Raw genomic sequence first — 16,476 nt, forward strand, 5'->3', positions numbered from 1 at the left:
TCTGATGCGGCGCGTCGGGTCGAGTGACGCGCGGCTGCCGGCAGGGCCATGGGCGGGGTCAAGCGAGGACGCGCTGGTCGCGGACGGCTCGCACAATCGCCTGATTATGCCACGGGTTATTTTGAACCCGGCTGAAAAAGGGCCTGCACGCGTGCGAGATCGGCCGGCGTGTCGATGCCGGCTTCGGGCGCGGACTCGGTGATCAGCACTGCGATGCGCTCGCCGTGCCACAGCGCGCGCAGCTGTTCGAGCTGCTCGGCCTGTTCGATCGGCGCCTGCGCGAGCGACGGATAGGTGCGCAGGAAACGCGCGCGATACGCATAGAGGCCGATGTGCCGGTAGACCGGGAAAGCCGGTGCTGGCATGGCTGAGACGTCTGGCCAGTGTGGCTGGTACGCGTCGCGGCTCCACGGAATCGGCGCGCGCGAGAAGTACAGCGCGACGCTCTGCGCGTCGAGCGCGACCTTCACGACGTTCGGGTTGAATACGTCGGCCGCGTCGTGGATCGGGTGGGCCGCGGTCGCGATCGCGCACGCCGGATGTGCGGCCAGGTGCGACGCTACGTCGCGGACGAGCGCGGGGTCGATCAGCGGCTCGTCGCCCTGCACGTTGACGACGACGGTGTCGTCGCGCCAGCCGAAGGCCGCCGCGACTTCCGCGAGCCGGTCGGTGCCGGACGGATGATCGGCGCGGGTGAGCACCGCTTCGAAGCCGTGATCGCGCGCCGCGTCGAGCACGCTCTGCGCATCGGATGCGACGAGCACCTGTTGCGCGCCCGCTTCGCGCGCGCGTTCGGCGACACGCACGACCATCGGCTTGCCGCCGAGATCGGCGAGCGGCTTGTTCGGGAGCCGCGTCGACGCGAGCCGGGCGGGAATGACGGCGATGAAGGGTTGCGGCTGAGTCATCGGGGAGCGCTGAGAAGGACGGGGCGGGCGACGCCGGAAGCCGGTCGCCCGGCGGAGTGCGGCGACCCGGCCGGGGCCGGGCCGTCGGGTGCAAATCGGTGCGCCGGGCGAGCGGCCCGGCGATTCAGCGGCCCGCCGGATCGACCGGCGTGCCTTCGACGGTCTGTCGCGCTTCGTCGACGAGCATCACCGGGATGCCGTCGCGGATCGGGTACGCGAGCTTGTCCGCGTTGCAGATCAGTTCCTGCGCGGCACGGTCGTAGTGGAGCGGGCCTTTGCAGATAGGGCACACAATGATTTCAAGCAGGCGAGCGTCCACGGAGTTTCTCCACAACGAGGGCAATGAGGCGAGGGTCGAGCGCGGCTTCGACGGGGACCACCCACAGTCGGGCGTCGCGCCAGGAAGCGCCCAATTTTACTGCATCCTTCTCGGTGATCAGGATCGCATCGACGGCGTCGTCGACGAACGGATTGTCGGCGAACGCGTAATGGTCGGGCAGCGCGCGGGTCGCCGGCGAGAGGCCGGCCGCGCGCAGCGTCGCGAAGAAGCGTTCCGGCGCGCCGATGCCGGCCGCGGCGAGCACGCGTTCGTTCGCGAATTGCGACAGCGGGCAGCGCAGGGCGGGCTGGTCGAGGTGCCATGCGGCGCCCGGCGTCAGCGCGAGCGCGTAGGTGTCGGGCCACGGCGGCAGCGCGCCGCTGTACGGATCGTTGACGAGCGTCGCGTCGCGATGCCGCGACAGCGGCTCGCGCAGCGGGCCGGCCGGCAGCAGGAAGCCGTTGCCGCCGAGCCGGTGGTCGAATACGACGAGCTCGACGGTGCGCGCGAGGCGGTAGTGCTGCAGGCCGTCGTCGCTGACGATCACGTCGACGTCCGGATGCGCGGCGCGCAGCGCCTGCGCGGCCGCGACGCGGTCCGGGCACACCCACACGGGCGCGCCGGTGCGGCGCGCGATCAGCAGCGGTTCGTCGCCGGCCGCGCCCGCGCGCGACGCCGGCGTGACGGCCGTCGGCGCCTTCACGTTCGCGCCGTAGCCGCGCGACACGACGCCGGGCGTGAAGCCGGTCGCGCGCAGCGCGTCGACGAGCGCGATCACGGTCGGCGTCTTGCCGGTACCGCCGACGGTCACGTTGCCGACCACGACGACGGGCACGCCGACGTCGACCGGCTGCTTCCAGCCTCGTGCGTAAGCGGTGCGCCGCAGCGCCGCGCACAGGCCGAACACGCAGGCGAACGGCGTGAGCGCCCACGCGAGCGCGCCGCGCCGCTGCCATTCGCGCGTCAGCCGCGCTTCGAGTCGCGCGAGCGGGGTGCCGGGCGCGCTCATCGGGCCGGGCGCGGCGCGTCGGGTGCCGCGGCGAGGGACGGATTCGTCAAGGCGGATTCTCCGTTGGGCGGCGCATGCCGCAGGGTCCGTGGAAGGCGGCACTCTAGCGCGCCGCACGCCGGCGCGGCAAGCGCGACGGGCCGCCGCGGCTCGCGGGGCGGGATCGAGGCGGCCTGTGGATAACTCTGTGAAAAACTCCCCGCTCGATCGCGTCAAACGCCCGCCCGGCGGGCATCGAATCGGATGAGAATCGTTTTGAAAGGTTTAAAAGATTATAAAAATCAACGTGTTGCGAAGAATCGTCTGGGTTTTTTCGCGGTTTCCGAGCGTTTTACGCGGACGAATGCCAGAGTGTGGACACCTTCCGCGCGCGGCGGCGAATGCAGCGGCGCTGGACGCCGCGCGCGTGTCGGACTATCGTGACGCCGCCAGCATTCATCCGACCGCCCATGCTTTCCGATTCTCCTTTTTCCGCACCCGGCGCCACGCGCGGCGGCGACGAAGTGATTCCCGTTTCGGCGCTCAATCGTGCGATTTCGACGATGCTCGAGCGTTCGTTTCCGCTGCTGTGGATTTCCGGCGAAGTGTCGAATTTCACGCGCGCCGCGAGCGGCCACTGGTATTTCTCGATCAAGGACCAGCAGGCGCAGATGCGCTGCGTGATGTTCCGCGGCCGCGCGCAATACGCGGAATTCACGCCGCGCGAAGGCGACCGTATCGAGGTGCGCGCGGTCGTCACGATGTACGAGCCGCGCGGCGAGGTGCAGCTCAACGTCGAAGCCGTGCGGCGCACCGGGCAGGGGCGTCTGTACGAGGCGTTCCTGCGGCTGAAGGCGCAACTCGAAGGCGAGGGCTTGTTTGCGCCCGAGCGCAAGCGTCCGTTGCCGGCCCATCCGCGCGCGATCGGCATCGTCACGTCGCTGCAGGCCGCCGCATTGCGCGACGTGCTGACCACGCTCGCCCGGCGCGCGCCGCACATTCCGGTGATCGTCTATCCGGCCCCCGTGCAGGGCGCCGGTTCCGCCGAAAAGCTCGTCGCGGCGGTTGCGACCGCGAACGCGCGGCGCGAGGTCGACGTGCTGCTGGTATGTCGCGGCGGCGGCTCGATCGAGGATCTGTGGTCGTTCAACGACGAAGCGCTGGCGCGCGCGATCGCGGCGAGCGAGCTGCCGGTCGTCAGCGGCGTCGGGCACGAAACCGATTTCACGATCGCGGACTTCGCGGCCGACCTGCGCGCGCCGACGCCGACCGGCGCGGCCGAGCTCGCGAGCCCGCAGCGCGCGCTGCTGCTGCGCGAGGTCGACGAGCGCCAGCGCGCGCTCGCGCGCGGCATGGCGCGCCGGCTCGAACAGCGCGCGCAACAGCTCGACTGGCTTGCGCGCCGGCTCGTGAGCCCGGCCGAGCGGCTGCAGCGGCAGCGCACGCACGTCGAGCAGCTCGCGGTGCGGCTCGCGTCGGCGGCATCGCGGCCGGTGCGCGATGCGCGTGCGCGTTTCGCGCTCGCGCAACTGCGCTGGCAGCGCGCGCGGCCCGATCCGTCCCAGGCGCGCCACGCGCTCGCGGGGCTGTCGCAGCGTCTCGCAAGCGCGTTGCAGCGCCGTCACGAACGCGACACGGCGCGTGTGTCGGCCTGTGCGGCACGGCTCGAGGTGCTGAGCCCGCAGCGCACGCTCGAGCGCGGCTATGCGGCGCTGATCGATGCGCAGACGGGCCGTGCGGTGCGCGCGCCGAACGCGCTGAAGCCGCAGCGGCGCCTGACCGTGCATCTCGCCGAAGGCTCGGCCGACGTATCGCTCGCTGACGTGCAGCCCCGGCTGACGGATACGATCTGACGTAACGGGTGCCAAGCGAAACGCGTGTCGTCGCAACACGCGCATCGCGGCGGGAACGGATGCTGCGCATCGTCGGGTTCGTCCTGCCCCGCGTTGCGCCAGCAGCGCTTTTCCGCATACCGCGGATAAATGGCCCGTGAGTTTGCGGGGTTATTCGTCCTCGCCTACAATCGGACGCTCGGCAGCATCCAACACAGCCTCCCTACATACTCAACGAAGGAATCGCCATGGCTCATACGCTCCCGCCGCTCCCGTACGCTGAAGACGCACTCGCGCCGACCATCTCGAAAGAGACGATCGAGTACCACTACGGCAAGCACCATCAGGCTTATGTGACGAACCTGAACAATCTGATCCCGGGCACGGAATTCGAAAACCTGCCGCTGGAAGAGATCGTGAAGAAGTCGTCGGGCGGCATCTTCAACAACGCCGCGCAAATCTGGAACCACACGTTCTTCTGGAACAGCCTGTCGCCGAACGGCGGCGGCGCACCGACGGGCGCGCTGGGCGACGCGATCAACGCGAAGTGGGGTTCGTACGACGCATTCAAGGAAGCGTTCACGAAGGCCGCGGTCGGCACGTTCGGTTCGGGCTGGGCATGGCTCGTGAAGAAGGCCGACGGTTCGCTCGACATCGTGTCGACGAGCAACGCCGCGACGCCGCTGACGACCGCCGACAAGGCGCTGCTGACGATCGACGTGTGGGAACACGCGTACTACATCGACTACCGCAACGCCCGTCCGAAGTTCGTCGAAGCGTTCTGGAACATCGTGAACTGGGACTTCGCAGCGAAGAACTTCGCGTAAGTCCGGCGCCTGCGCGCCGTCACGGCGCGCGGCATCGAAGAAAAGCCCTCGGTTCGAGGGCTTTTTGTTTTTTGCGCGGCCCGAACGTACGCCGTTCGCCGACTCAGCCGGCCATGCCGAGCAGCCAGCCGAGCGCCGCGCTCGCGATCACCACGGCCCACGGCGGCACGCGCCAGAACACCAGCGCGACGAACGCGACCAGCGCGGCGGCCAGGTCGCGCGGCGCGACGATCGTGTCGGTCCAGACCGGGTGATAGAGCGCGGCCAGCAGCAGCCCGACGACGGCCGCGTTCACGCCGGCGAGCGCGGCCTGCATGTGCGCGCTGCGGCGCAGGCGCTCCCAGAACGGTGCGGTGCCGGCGATGAGCAGGAACGACGGCGCGAAGATCGACACGAGTGCGATCGTGCCGCCGAGCCAGCCGTTCGGCGCATCGCGCAGCGACGCACCGAGGAACGCCGAGAACGTGAACAGCGGGCCTGGGACGGCCTGCGCGACGCCATACCCGGCGAGAAACGCCGAATCGCTCACCCAACCGGGTGCGACCACGGCCGCCTGCAGCAGCGGCAGCACCACATGGCCGCCGCCGAACACGAGCGCACCCGTGCGGAAGAACGCATCGACGACGGCGAGCGTATCCGAGCGCAGCGCGCGGGCCGCGAACGGCAGCGCGACGAGCAGCGCCGCGAACAGCGCGAGCCACAGCATGCCCGCGCGGGGCGACACGTGCAGCGGCAACGGTTCGTGCGCGTCGCGCGCCGGTTGCGGCAGCAGCACGAGACCGGCCGCGCCTGCCACGACGATCACCGCGACCTGCGTCCAGGCGGCCGGCGCGAGCAGTGCGACGCATGCGGCCGCGGCCATCAGCGTGACGCGCCGCGCATCCGGGCACAGCGTGCGCGCCATGCCCCACACGGCTTGCGCGATCACCGCGACCGACACGATGCGCAGCCCGTGCAGTGCGCCGGCTTCGATCGGCGCGCCCGTTGCGTGAACGCCGAGCGCGAACAGCATCATCATCAGCGCCGACGGCAGCGTGAACCCGAGCCACGCGGCGAACATGCCCGCATACCCGGCGCGCGCGAGACCGATCGCCATCCCGACCTGGCTGCTCGCCGGCCCCGGCAGGAACTGGCACAGCCCGACGAGATCGGCATAGGTGCGCTCGGTGAGCCAGCCGCGCCGCGTGACGAATTCCGCGCGAAAGTAGCCGAGATGCGCGACCGGGCCGCCGAACGACGTGAGGCCGAGCCGCAGGAACGCGATGAATACGGGCCACGGATGACGGGCGGGGGCGGGGACGGTCGAGGTGTTCAAGGCGGTGCGCGCGGCGGACGGAACGAGCCGCCACGATAGCGCAACTCGGCGGCCGCGGGCAGTGCATGGCGGCCCATACCGGCCGATAGAGGTCGTTGCGCGGCGTTCAGTACGCGCCGTGGCCGAGCCCGCTCGCGCGGCGCAAGGCGTCGACGTCCACGATCTCGATCTCGCCGACGTGCAGCCGCACGACGCCGTCGGCCTGCAGCGCCTTCAGCAACTGGTTGGTGGTCTGCCGCGTCAGCGACAGCATCGACGCGAGCGTTTCCTGCGACAGCCGGATGTGCGTGCGCCCGGCGCTGATGCCGCCGTAGCCTTCGGCGATCATCAGCAGCCGCGCGGCGAGCCGCTGCGCGGCCGGCATCACGCTCATCGATTCGACGGTCAGGAAGCTCAGGCGCAGCTTTTGCGCCATCAGCAGCGCGAACTGCCGCCAGTATTGCGGCGTCGTCTCGAGAATCGCGAGCAGCGCGGCCTGCGGCACGTGCAGCAGCAGCGCGTCGTCGAGCGCGATGGCGTCGTGCGTGCGCGGCTGGCCGTCGAACAATGCGATCTCGCCGAACCACGTGACGGGCTCGGCCACCGTCAGCAGCGTCTCCTTGCCCCGCGGATCGACCGCACCTATCGTGAGTGAACCGGCCAGTACCGCGTACAGCCCGCACGGCGGGTCGCCGCGCCGGAACAGCGCGTGGCCGGACGGCAGACGGCGCAGCGTCGCGCGGGCGATCAGCGCCGCGCGCAGCGCGGGCGGCAGCGCGGCGAACCACGGGTTCGCTTCGATCTGCGGCAGGTACGGGGCGAGCGAGGCAGGCATGGGCACGCGATGTCGGGTAGCTGACAGAGGTTCTCGGGCGTGACGCGCATCATAGCGCTCAACAACCGATCAGGAGACGCGATGAAGACCCTCGAAGACCATCTTTCCCAGTATGCGGCCTACCATCGCGACGCGCGCAACATCGCGACGCATCTGGTCGGCATCCCGATGATCGTGTTCGCGGTCGAGGTGCTGCTGTCGCGGCCGGCGCTCGGGCCGCTGGCCGGCGTCGCGCTGTCGCCGGCGCTGCTGCTCGCCGTCTTGTCCGCGCTGTTCTACCTGCGTCTCGACCTGCGGTTCGGGATCGTGATGACCGTGCTGCTCGCGCTCGGCCTGTGGGCCGCGCAGTCGCTGGCGCTGCTGCCGACCGCGCAATGGCTCGCGATCGGCGTCGGCGCGTTCGTCGTCGGCTGGATCGTGCAGTTCGTCGGGCACTGGTTCGAAGGCCGCAAGCCCGCGTTCATCGACGATCTGGTCGGCCTGATCGTCGGGCCGCTGTTCGTCGTTGCCGAAGTCGCGTTCTTCGCGGGGCTGCGCGGCGACGTGCGCCGCGAAGTCGAGCGGCGCGCCGGTCCCGTGCATGGCGGCGCGCATTCGCACGTCTGATGGGCCGGCCGGGCCGCAGGCGCCGCGTGCGGGCGACGTGCCGGCCGCGCAGGCCGGCGTGACACCCGGCGTCGCACGTTCCCCGGTCGGCGCGGACCGCGCGCAGCGACTAAGATGCGGAGTGCGTCATACGACGCCTTTGCGGAGCACTCGCCATGGCGGATCGCCCGACTCTCGATGCCTACGACACCCATGCCGCGCAATACGCGCAGGACTGGCTCGACCAGGCTGCGCCCGACGACATGTACGCGCTGCTCGAACAGTATTTCACGCCGGGGCCGACCGCCGACGTCGGCTGCGGGGCGGGGCGCGACACCGCGTGGCTCGCGTCGCGCGGCTTCGACGTGCGCGGCTACGATGCGAGCGCCGCGCTGCTCGACGAGGCGCGGCGACGCCATCGCGGGCTGACTTTCGAACTGGCCGCGCTGCCGGCGCTGGCCGGCGTACCGTCCGGCGCGTTTCGCAACGTGCTGTGCGAAACGGTCGTCATGCATCTCGAACAGGCGGACGCGGCCGCCGCCGCCGCGCGGCTGGCCGATCTGCTGATGCCGGGCGGCACGTTGTACCTGAGCTGGCGGGTGGCCGGAAACGGCGTGTTGCGCGACGAGCGCGGGCGTCTCTATACGCCGCTGGACTCGGCGCGGATGCATGCGGCGCTCGGCGCCGGCGTGTGGGTGATCGACGAACACGAGGTCGTCAGCGCGTCGTCCGGCAAGCGCGTGCACCGGCTGATCGTGCGCAAGGCGGGCGGCGACGCCTGAACGCGGCGCGCCGGCGCGCCTACTCGCGGCTGAGCGCCGCTTCCCAGTTGATGTCGACGCAGAGCACCTGCATGCCGGTCGCGGCCGGCGCGGCGATCGACGCGGTCACGCACAGGTGCGCCTCGTTGATCGACAGGTAGGGCGGCGTCAGGTGCACGCGGCCCGGCGCGCGCATCGCGTCGATGAAGTACGGGCGGCGTTCCCAGCTCGCGCCTTCGGAATGCAGCAGCGGCCGGAAGCGCTTCGCGCGTTGCGACACGCTGCCGCGCGCGAGCACGTTGTCGCCGATCTGGCGGCCCGACGCGTCGAGCAGGAAGCAGCGCGCGGTCTCGGGCAGCCCGAGCACGGCGGTAGCCGCCTCGGTGAGCGATTCGCCCGCGCCGAGCCTGCGGCTCGCTTCCTCGAGTGCGGCGACGTACGGCGCGAGCCGTTCCGCCTGCGTGCGCTCGCGCTGCGCGACGCGCAGCCGCAGCGCGGCCGACAGCGTATCCATGCAGCCCGCGGCGGCCTGCGGTTGCACCGGATCGACGCTCGGCCCCGCGAAATACTGGCCCTGCACGAAATCGACGTCGCATTCGAGCGCGATCAGCGCGTCGCGTTCGGTCGTGAGCCCGCCCATCAGCACGAGTTGGCCGGATTCGTGCAGCAGCGACACGAGTCCCGGCAGCACGCGTTCGAGATGCGAGTGCTCGCTCGCCTGCGCGAGGATGCCGCGGTCGAGCGTGACGATGTCGGGATGCAGGTGCCACACGCGATCGACGTTCGAGTGCTTCGCGCCGAACCCGACGAGCGCGATCAGGAAGCCGGCCTTGCGCAGCCCGTCGATGATCGCCGCATAGCGCGGCGTCTCGCCGCCGGCCTGCTCGGGCACCTCGAGCACCACGCGGTGCGGCGGCAGCCCGAGCGCCTTCAGGTTCGCGAGCAGCGCGTCGCCGTAGATGGTGTCCATCAGCGCGGCCGGATGCAGGCTCAGGAAGAGCCATTCGTCGTGGCTGTCGAACGCGTGGAAGTTACCGAGATGCAACGATTCGGCGAGCCGGCCGAGCTCGAGCAGGTCGCCGCGCCGCGCCGCCTGCGTGAACACCTCGTGCGACGCCACCTGACGGCTTTCCTCGTCGTGCGCGCGCAGCGACGCGTGATAGCCGATCGCGCGCCGGTGCGACACTGAGAAAACCGGCTGGAACACGCTGAACACGGTGTAGCCGCCGTACAGCACGGTGCGTCGGTTCCCGTCGTCGCCTGCGACCGGGCGGGGCGGCTGAAAGCCGGGGGGATCGATTTCGATCATGCTCATGATGTCGGCCGAAGGAAGACTGCCAGTTTACCTACAGAATAGGCGAGCAAGAAGCATGCACGGCAGGGCGCCACGTGCGGCCGCCGGTCGCGGCCGATACGCGCACGCGTGCCGGGCCGCGTTGCACCGCGATGGTGCGCACGGGCCCTATTCCGCGCGCGCCGCCGGTCACGCGCGCTCGGACGGGTCGGTCTTGCGCGCGGTGCTGCGGATCTCGGGCGCGAGCTGCGCGAAGATCCACGCGGACGCGGCGGTGATGATGCCGACGCAGACGAACGTCGCATGGAATGCCGGCAGCGTGTTGCTCGGCGTCACGGTGCGCAGCATGCCGGTGAACGTCGCGAGCAGCGCGCCGGCGACGGTGACGCCGAGGCTCATCGACAGCATCTGCACGAGCGAGAACAGGCTGTTGCCGCTGCTCGCGCCGCCGGTGCCGAGGTCCTTCAGCGTCAGCGTGTTCATCGCTGTGAACTGCATCGAGTTGAAGCCGCCGAACAGCGCGAGATGCACGACCTTCACCCACACCGGCACCGTGTCGCGCATCAGCGCGAAGCTCGCCATCATCACGCCGACCATGATCGTGTTCGCGAGCAGCACCTTGCGGTAGCCGTGCTGCGTGATCAGGCGCGTGATGATCCGCTTCGAGAACATGCCGGCCGCCGCGACCGGCAGCATCATCAGCCCGGCCTCGAACGCCGAGTAGCCGAGGCTCACTTGCAGCAGCAGCGGGATCAGGTACGGCATCGCGCCGCTGCCGATCCGCGCGAACAGGTTGCCGAGCAGCCCGACGCTGAACGTGTGGATCTTGAACAACTCGAGCGAGAAGATCGGCTGCGGCGCGCGCACCGCGTACAGCCCGTATGCGACGAAGCATGCGAGGCTCAGGATCAGCAGCACCAGCACGGCCGCGTGCTGCATGCCGAGATCGGCGAGCCCGTCGAGCGACAGCGAGATCGCGACCATGCCGATCGTCAGCAGCAGATAGCCCTTCAGGTCGAAACGGCCGGCGGCCGGGTTGCGCGAATCGGGCATCGAATAGAAGGTCGCGATGCAGCCCGCGACGCCGACCGGCACGTTGATCAGGAAGATCCAGTGCCACGACGCGATCTTCACGAGCCAGCCGCCGAGCGTCGGCCCGATCAGCGGGCCGATCAGGCCCGGAATCGCGACGAACGACAGCGCGGGCAGGTAGCGCTCGGCCGGGAACGTGCGCAGCACCGCGAGCCGCCCGACCGGCAGCAGCATCGCGCCGCCGACGCCCTGCACGACGCGGAACGCGACGAGCTGCGTCAGCGTATGCGCGTTCGCGCACAGCAGCGAGCCGAGCGAGAACACCAGGATCGCGCTGAAGAACACGCGCCGCGTGCCGAACGTATCGGCGAGCCAGCCCGACACGGGGATCATCACCGCCATCGTCAGCGAGTACGCGATCACGACCGATTGCATCCGCAGCGGCGATTCGCCGAGGCTCGCGGCCATCGACGGCAGCGCCGTGTTGACGATCGTCGCGTCGAGCGTCTGCATGAAGAAGCCCGTCGCAACGAGCCAGAGCATCACGGTGAGGTTCTTTTCGCCGGGAGCGGCGGCGGGCGGGCGTTGGAACATGAGGGCGGGGACGGTGGCGCGGGACAGCCGACATTGTAGGGAAAGCCGCCGCACCGTGCAGGTTCGGGGCGGTATGTCGCGCGGTTCCGGCCGGACCCGGGCCGGCGCGGCCCGCGACCGGATGTCTGTCCCCGTCGGGCGGCCAGTACAGTTCAGCCAGAACCGTCCGCGGCCGTATCTGTCCGTGTGCCGCCGCTCTCCGAAATACTGGTGTCATCGAACCGATGCGACGAGGAGGCTGCGATGCGCGAACTGCGACTTTACGTAATGGACGGCGACGAGCCGGCCGGACGGTGGCGGATCGTCGATCGCACACTGCTCGAAGTGGCCGAAGGCGACGTGTGGGTGACCGTCGAGGGTCGGCCCGACGATCACTGGCTGGGCGCGGGCGCATCGCTGACGTTGCTGCCCGGCATGCGCGCATGGGTCAGCGCCGGGCCGCGCGGCGCGACGTTCGCGTTCGGCCCGCTGGCGGTGTCGGCCGCGCGCACCGCGCCCGCGTGGTAGCGCGCGTTCGCCGCGTGGCGCGACGGGCGGCGTCACACGGCCGCGTCGCTGCCGACGTAGCGTGCCCGCGGCCGGATCAGCTTCCCGTCCGCGTACTGTTCGAGCGCGTGCGCGATCCAGCCGGCCGTGCGGCCGGCCGCGAACAGCGTGAACGCCGCGCCGTCGGGCAGCGCGAGCGTGCGCTCCAGCAGCGCGAGCGCGAAATCGATCGTCGGCCGCAGGCCCGTGGCCGCTTCGACGCGTGCGGCGAGCGCGCGCGCCGCGCGCAGCGCCGGCCGGTCGGGCGCCGTCGCATGCAGCGCATCGAGCAGCGCCCGTGCGCGCGGGTCGCCGTCGGGGTACAGCGGGTGCGCGAAGCCGGACAGGGCCGTGCGGCCGCCGTCCGCGCGTTCGTCGTGCGCCAGCCGCAGCGCGAGGTAGCGATCGAGATCGGCGGCGCGGGCCGCTTCGTCGAGCAGCGTGCCCGCGCGGAACGTCTCGCCGCCGTGGCGCGGCCCCGACAGCGCCGCGAGCCCGCCCGAGATCGCACCGAACAGATGGGTGCCCGTCGATGCGATGCAGCGTACCGCGAAGGTCGACGGATTCAGTTCGTGATCGGCGCACAACACGAGCGCGCGCCGCAGCAGGTCGGCTTCGTCGCGCCGTCGCACGCGCCACGCGGCCGCGAGCTGGCGGTGCACGGGCGCGTCATCCGGCGCGCTGCCGGCGAGCGCGGCCGTCGCGACGCGCAACAGCAGCGCCGCGGAATCGAGCTGCGCATCGCGCCCTTGCGCCCACAGGCGCGGCAGCGATGCGGCGGCGGCCGGCAGCAGCACCAGCGTGCGTTCGAGCGGCGCGAGATGCGCCCAGCGACGCGCCCAGTCGTCCCACTGGGCCCTGTCGAAACCGCTTGAAGCGAGCGACGCGGCGGCCAGCCGCGCGGGCGGACAATCCCACAGCCGCGCGGCCGTTTCCTCGAGCGTCGCGGCGTCGGCCAGCGCGATTGCATCGACGCCGCGGTAGCGCAGGCGGCCGTCGGCGATCTGCGTGATCCGCGATTCAAGGACCGGCACGCCCCAGTCGAGCGAACGTTCGGCGACGCCGCCCGCGCGCTTCGCATCGGCGCGGCGACGCGCGAGCAGGCGCACCTCGTTGGCGTCGTAACGGCGGCGCTTGGTCGCGCCGTCGGGCAGCGAGCGCAGCAGGCCGCGGCTCACGTACGCGTAGAGCGTGCTCACGCTGACGCCGAGCATGCCGGCGGCTTCCTGTGCACTGACGGATGTCATGCCGGTGGCTCCTGTCGCCGCGCATGAAGCGCGGGCGCGCTACAACTATTCGTTATGTATTGATTCGCGCAATCAAGATTGATCGTGCCTGTCGCGAATTCTAGACTCGATTCCGTCTCCTCAACGGCGTCTCCTCCACCATGACACCCGAATCCGCATTGGCGCATCTTTGGCACCTCGCACATGGCGAGCGCGACGCGCTGGCCCGCACGACCCTGACGGGGCAGGATCCGACGCTGCCGTCGACGTTTCACGTCGGCACGCTCGCCGTCGCGACGATCGCGGCCGCCGGCCTCGCGGCTGCTGAATGCCATCGGCTGCGAACGGGCGTGGCGCAATCGGTCGACGTGTCGGTGCGCGACGCGCTCGTGGCGTTCCGCAGCGAACGCTACCTGCGCGTGGACGACGGGCCGCCGCCGGAGTTGCGTCACCCGGTGACCGGCTTCTTCGAGACGGGTGACGGGCGCTGGATTCAGCTGCACGCGAACTTCCCGCATCATTTGTACGGCATCCTCGACGTGCTCGGCTGCGGCCCGCGGCCCGCCGACGTCGCTGCCGCGATTCATACGTGGGACGGCGCGGCGCTCGATACCGCGCTGGCCGACGCCGGCTTGTGCGCGGCATTGATCAGAACCCCTGACGAATGGGCGGCGCACGAGCAGGCGCGCGCGATCGCGTCGCTGCCGCTGTTCGAAATCGAGCGGATCGGCGACGCGCCGGCCGAGCCGATCGGCCGCGGCGAAGCCGGCCAGCCGCTGGCCGGCGTGCGCGTGCTCGATCTGACGCGCATCATCGCGGGGCCGGTCGCGGGCCGCACGCTGGCGTCGCACGGCGCGCAGACGCTGCTCGTCAACGGTCCGCACCTGCCGAACATCGCACCGCTCGTGATCGACAATGGGCGCGGCAAGCGCTCGACCTGGATCGATCTGCGCGACGCGGCAGGCGTCGCTACGCTGCACGCACTGGTGCGCGAGGCGGACGTGTTTCTGCAGTCGTACCGGCCCGGCGCGCTCGCGGCGCGCGGTTTCGCGCCGCAGGCATTGGCCGAACGGCGGCCCGGCATCGTCTACGTGTCGGTGTCGGCGTACGGGCACGCCGGGCCGTGGGCGAAGCGGCGCGGGTTCGACAGCCTCGTGCAGTCGGCAAGCGGAATCGCATGGCAGGAGCAGCAGGCCGCGCAGGCGAGCGGGCCGCGCCATCTGCCGTGCCAGGCGCTCGATCATGCGACGGGGTATCTCGCGGCGTTCGGCGCGATGATCGCGCTCGCGCGGCGCGCGCGCGAAGGGGGAAGCTGGTACGTGCGGATGTCGCTCGCGCAGACGGGGCGCTGGCTGCAGTCGTTCGGCGCCGTGCCTGACGGGCTGCACGCGTCCGATCTCGCGTTGGCCGACGTGCGCGACCGGATCGACCGCATCGCGTCGCCGTTCGGCGTGCTCGACACCGTGCGGCCGGCCGAGCGACTGTCGGTGACACCGCCGTCGTTCGCGCGGCCGCCCGTGCCGCTCGGCGCCGACGACCCGCGCTGGCTGTAAGCGCCGGCGACGCGCGTCGCGTTACTTGCGCAGTTCGACGACGAAATCGTAGTAGTCGTTGCGGCAGTAGGTATCGGTCAGTTCGATCGCGCGCTGGTCGGACGTATAGCCGATCCGCGTGATCAGCAACAGCGCGTCGTGCGGGGCGATGCCCATCTGCTCGGCGATCTCGTCGGTCGCGTTGACCGCGCGGAAATGCTGCAGCGCGCGCACGATCGGCGTGCCGCGCGCTTCGAGATAGCTGTACAGCGAGCCGACGATCGCCTGCGGATCGGGAATCAGCGTCGCGGGGAACGTCGAGTTCTCGACGGCCATCACGATGCCGTCGGCGAGGCGCAGGCGTTTCAGGCGTGTAACCGATGCGGCCGGCGACAGTCCGAGCTGGATCACTTCGTCGCGGTTCGCGGGCTGAATTTCACGTGCGAGCCATTGCGAGCTCGGCTTGAAGCCGCGGCGCTCGAGCATTTCGCTGAAGCTCGACAGCCGCGACAGCGGATCCTCGTAGCGCGGCTGGATGAAGTTGCCGGCGCCCTGCGTGCGGCGGATCAAGCCTTGCTCGACGAGCAGCGCGATCGCCTTGCGCGCGGTGATGCGCGACACGCCGAGCGCTTCGGACAACACACGCTCGGAAGGCAGCGCTTCGCCGGCCGTCCAGCGGTTGTCGTGGATCGCGTCGCCGAGCTTGCGGGCGAGCTGCAGGTAGAGCGGCGTATCGTTGTCGGGGTCGGGGCGCAGGTCCTGCCAGCGGTCGTCCGTGGGTGCCTTCATACAATGGGTATCGATCAGGTTGCGGCCATTCTAAGTCATCATGCCGCGCCGTTATAGCCGGTTTTTGCCGCGTAATAGGCCGGGGGCGCACCGATTGACTACACTGATGCGTCGTATCCGATGCTTCGGCCGCGGTGTGCGGCCACGAATCCGCAACGAGGAAACGCATGACAGACACGATCGCCACGGTCGTTTTGCCGAACGGCGAGACGATTCCGAAGCTGGGCATGGGCACCTGGGAAATGGGCGAGCGGCCGGCGCGGCGCGCGGACGAGATCGCCGCGCTGCGCGAGGGCGTCGAACTCGGGATGACGCTGGTCGATACCGCCGAGATGTACGGCGACGGCGCGACCGAGGAACTGGTCGGCGACGCGCTTGCGGGCCTGCGCGACGACGTGTTCCTCGTCAGCAAGGTTTATCCGCACCATGCGAGCCGGCACGGCATCGTCGCCGCGTGCGACGCGAGCCTCAAGCGCCTGCGTACCGATCGCGTCGACCTGTATCTGCTGCATTGGCGCGGTTCGGTGCCGCTCGCGGAAACGGTCGAGGGCTTCGACGCGTTGCAGCGTGCGGGCAAGATCCGTCACTGGGGCGTGAGCAACTTCGATACGGCCGACATGGCCGAGCTCGTCGACGAAGCGGGCGGCGGTGCGTGCGCGACCAACCAGATTCTCTACAACATCGCGCGACGCGGCCCGGAGTTCGACCTGCTGCCGTGGCTGGCCGATCATCGGATCCCGGCGATGGCGTACAGCCCGGTCGATCACGGGCGGCTGCCGAAACGCTCGCCGCTCGACGAGATCGCGCGGCTGCGCGGCGTGTCGGTGATGCGGGTCGCACTGGCATGGGTGCTCGCGCAGCCGGGTGTATTCGCGATTCCGAAGGCGTCGCGAATCGAGCACGTGCGCGACAACCGCGCCGCGCTCGATGTCGTGTTCAGCGATGACGAGCGCGCGCAGCTTGACGCGTATTTCCGTCCGCCGCGCAGCAAGCGCGCGCTCGAGATGCTCTGACCGACTTCGGCAGGGCAACGCTTCGGGTCAGTGGTTGCCGTGACCGCCGCCGTTGCCATGACCGCCGCCGTTGCCGGCGCCACGGCCGTTGCCGACGCCGTTGGCCCCGCCGTTGCCGGCGC

Annotated in this window: 16 protein-coding genes; 7 read left to right on the forward strand and 9 right to left on the reverse strand. The window is 70.4% G+C overall.

All coding sequences use genetic code 11. The annotated features are described in order from the left end of the window. Positions 1–116 precede the first annotated feature (116 nt). From kdsB to lpxK, 3 genes are all read right to left on the reverse strand, one after another. Entirely contained in the window at positions 117–908 is a 792-nt protein-coding gene (gene kdsB / locus A9Z05_RS30120) for a 3-deoxy-manno-octulosonate cytidylyltransferase (RefSeq protein WP_050017063.1), read from the reverse strand. 124 nt (positions 909–1,032) lie between these two features. After that, positions 1,033–1,227, reverse strand: a complete 195-nt coding sequence (locus A9Z05_RS30125; RefSeq protein WP_006482216.1) for a Trm112 family protein — start codon at positions 1,225–1,227, stop codon at positions 1,033–1,035. Then, positions 1,208–2,236, reverse strand: a complete 1,029-nt coding sequence (gene lpxK / locus A9Z05_RS30130; protein ID WP_069621273.1) for a tetraacyldisaccharide 4'-kinase — start codon at positions 2,234–2,236, stop codon at positions 1,208–1,210. The genes A9Z05_RS30125 and lpxK overlap by 20 nt, the downstream gene beginning before the upstream one ends. 449 nt (positions 2,237–2,685) lie before the next feature. Here lpxK and xseA point away from each other — a divergent pair, with 449 nt between their 5' ends. After that, entirely contained in the window at positions 2,686–4,068 is a 1,383-nt protein-coding gene (xseA, locus tag A9Z05_RS30135; protein ID WP_069621274.1) for an exodeoxyribonuclease VII large subunit, read from the forward strand. 227 nt (positions 4,069–4,295) lie between these two features. After that, entirely contained in the window at positions 4,296–4,874 is a 579-nt protein-coding gene (gene sodB, locus A9Z05_RS30140) for a superoxide dismutase [Fe] (protein WP_006489396.1), read from the forward strand. 103 nt (positions 4,875–4,977) lie between these two features. Here sodB and chrA read toward each other — a convergent pair whose 3' ends face one another. Together chrA and A9Z05_RS30150 are read right to left on the reverse strand one after the other, a co-directional pair. Beyond that, entirely contained in the window at positions 4,978–6,189 is a 1,212-nt protein-coding gene (gene chrA, locus A9Z05_RS30145; protein WP_069621275.1) for a chromate efflux transporter, read from the reverse strand. Between the two features lie 106 nt (positions 6,190–6,295). Beyond that, positions 6,296–7,003: a Crp/Fnr family transcriptional regulator gene (locus A9Z05_RS30150; protein ID WP_069621276.1), complete on the reverse strand. Its 708-nt coding sequence runs from the start codon at positions 7,001–7,003 to the stop codon at positions 6,296–6,298. A gap of 81 nt (positions 7,004–7,084) precedes the next feature. Between A9Z05_RS30150 and A9Z05_RS30155 the strand changes: the two genes are divergently transcribed. Both A9Z05_RS30155 and A9Z05_RS30160 read left to right on the forward strand, forming a co-directional pair. Continuing rightward, on the forward strand, positions 7,085–7,609 hold the full coding sequence (locus A9Z05_RS30155; protein WP_069621277.1) for a DUF962 domain-containing protein: 525 nt from the start codon (positions 7,085–7,087) through the stop codon (positions 7,607–7,609). A gap of 155 nt (positions 7,610–7,764) precedes the next feature. Next, on the forward strand, positions 7,765–8,370 hold the full coding sequence (locus tag A9Z05_RS30160) for a bifunctional 2-polyprenyl-6-hydroxyphenol methylase/3-demethylubiquinol 3-O-methyltransferase UbiG (protein WP_069621278.1): 606 nt from the start codon (positions 7,765–7,767) through the stop codon (positions 8,368–8,370). 19 nt (positions 8,371–8,389) lie between these two features. Here A9Z05_RS30160 and A9Z05_RS30165 read toward each other — a convergent pair whose 3' ends face one another. Beyond that, positions 8,390–9,664: an EAL domain-containing protein gene (locus tag A9Z05_RS30165; RefSeq protein WP_069621279.1), complete on the reverse strand. Its 1,275-nt coding sequence runs from the start codon at positions 9,662–9,664 to the stop codon at positions 8,390–8,392. A gap of 168 nt (positions 9,665–9,832) precedes the next feature. Beyond that, the gene (gene mdtD, locus A9Z05_RS30170) at positions 9,833–11,269 is read right to left on the reverse strand and encodes a multidrug transporter subunit MdtD (protein WP_012329084.1); all 1,437 of its coding nucleotides are present in this window, start codon (positions 11,267–11,269) and stop codon (positions 9,833–9,835) included. A 243-nt stretch (positions 11,270–11,512) separates the two neighbouring features. Between mdtD and A9Z05_RS30175 the strand changes: the two genes are divergently transcribed. Then, on the forward strand, positions 11,513–11,776 hold the full coding sequence (locus A9Z05_RS30175) for a DUF2917 domain-containing protein (RefSeq protein WP_069621280.1): 264 nt from the start codon (positions 11,513–11,515) through the stop codon (positions 11,774–11,776). A gap of 32 nt (positions 11,777–11,808) precedes the next feature. Here A9Z05_RS30175 and A9Z05_RS30180 read toward each other — a convergent pair whose 3' ends face one another. Continuing rightward, entirely contained in the window at positions 11,809–13,041 is a 1,233-nt protein-coding gene (locus A9Z05_RS30180; RefSeq protein ID WP_069621281.1) for a citrate/2-methylcitrate synthase, read from the reverse strand. Positions 13,042–13,181: 140 nt separating this feature from the next. Here A9Z05_RS30180 and A9Z05_RS30185 point away from each other — a divergent pair, with 140 nt between their 5' ends. Further along, positions 13,182–14,573, forward strand: coding sequence for a CoA transferase (locus A9Z05_RS30185; protein ID WP_069621282.1), 1,392 nt, complete (start codon positions 13,182–13,184; stop codon positions 14,571–14,573). A 21-nt stretch (positions 14,574–14,594) separates the two neighbouring features. Here the strand turns inward: A9Z05_RS30185 and A9Z05_RS30190 are convergent, their stop codons facing one another. Then, positions 14,595–15,341, reverse strand: coding sequence for a GntR family transcriptional regulator (locus A9Z05_RS30190; protein ID WP_006489667.1), 747 nt, complete (start codon positions 15,339–15,341; stop codon positions 14,595–14,597). A gap of 167 nt (positions 15,342–15,508) precedes the next feature. On the opposite strand from A9Z05_RS30190, the gene A9Z05_RS30195 reads away from it, so the two are divergent. After that, the gene (locus A9Z05_RS30195; RefSeq protein ID WP_069621283.1) at positions 15,509–16,354 is read left to right on the forward strand and encodes an aldo/keto reductase; all 846 of its coding nucleotides are present in this window, start codon (positions 15,509–15,511) and stop codon (positions 16,352–16,354) included. Positions 16,355–16,476 lie beyond the last annotated feature (122 nt).

The organism is Burkholderia sp. A2, assembly GCF_001729305.1.
Taxonomy (GTDB): Bacteria; Pseudomonadota; Gammaproteobacteria; order Burkholderiales; family Burkholderiaceae; genus Burkholderia; species Burkholderia sola.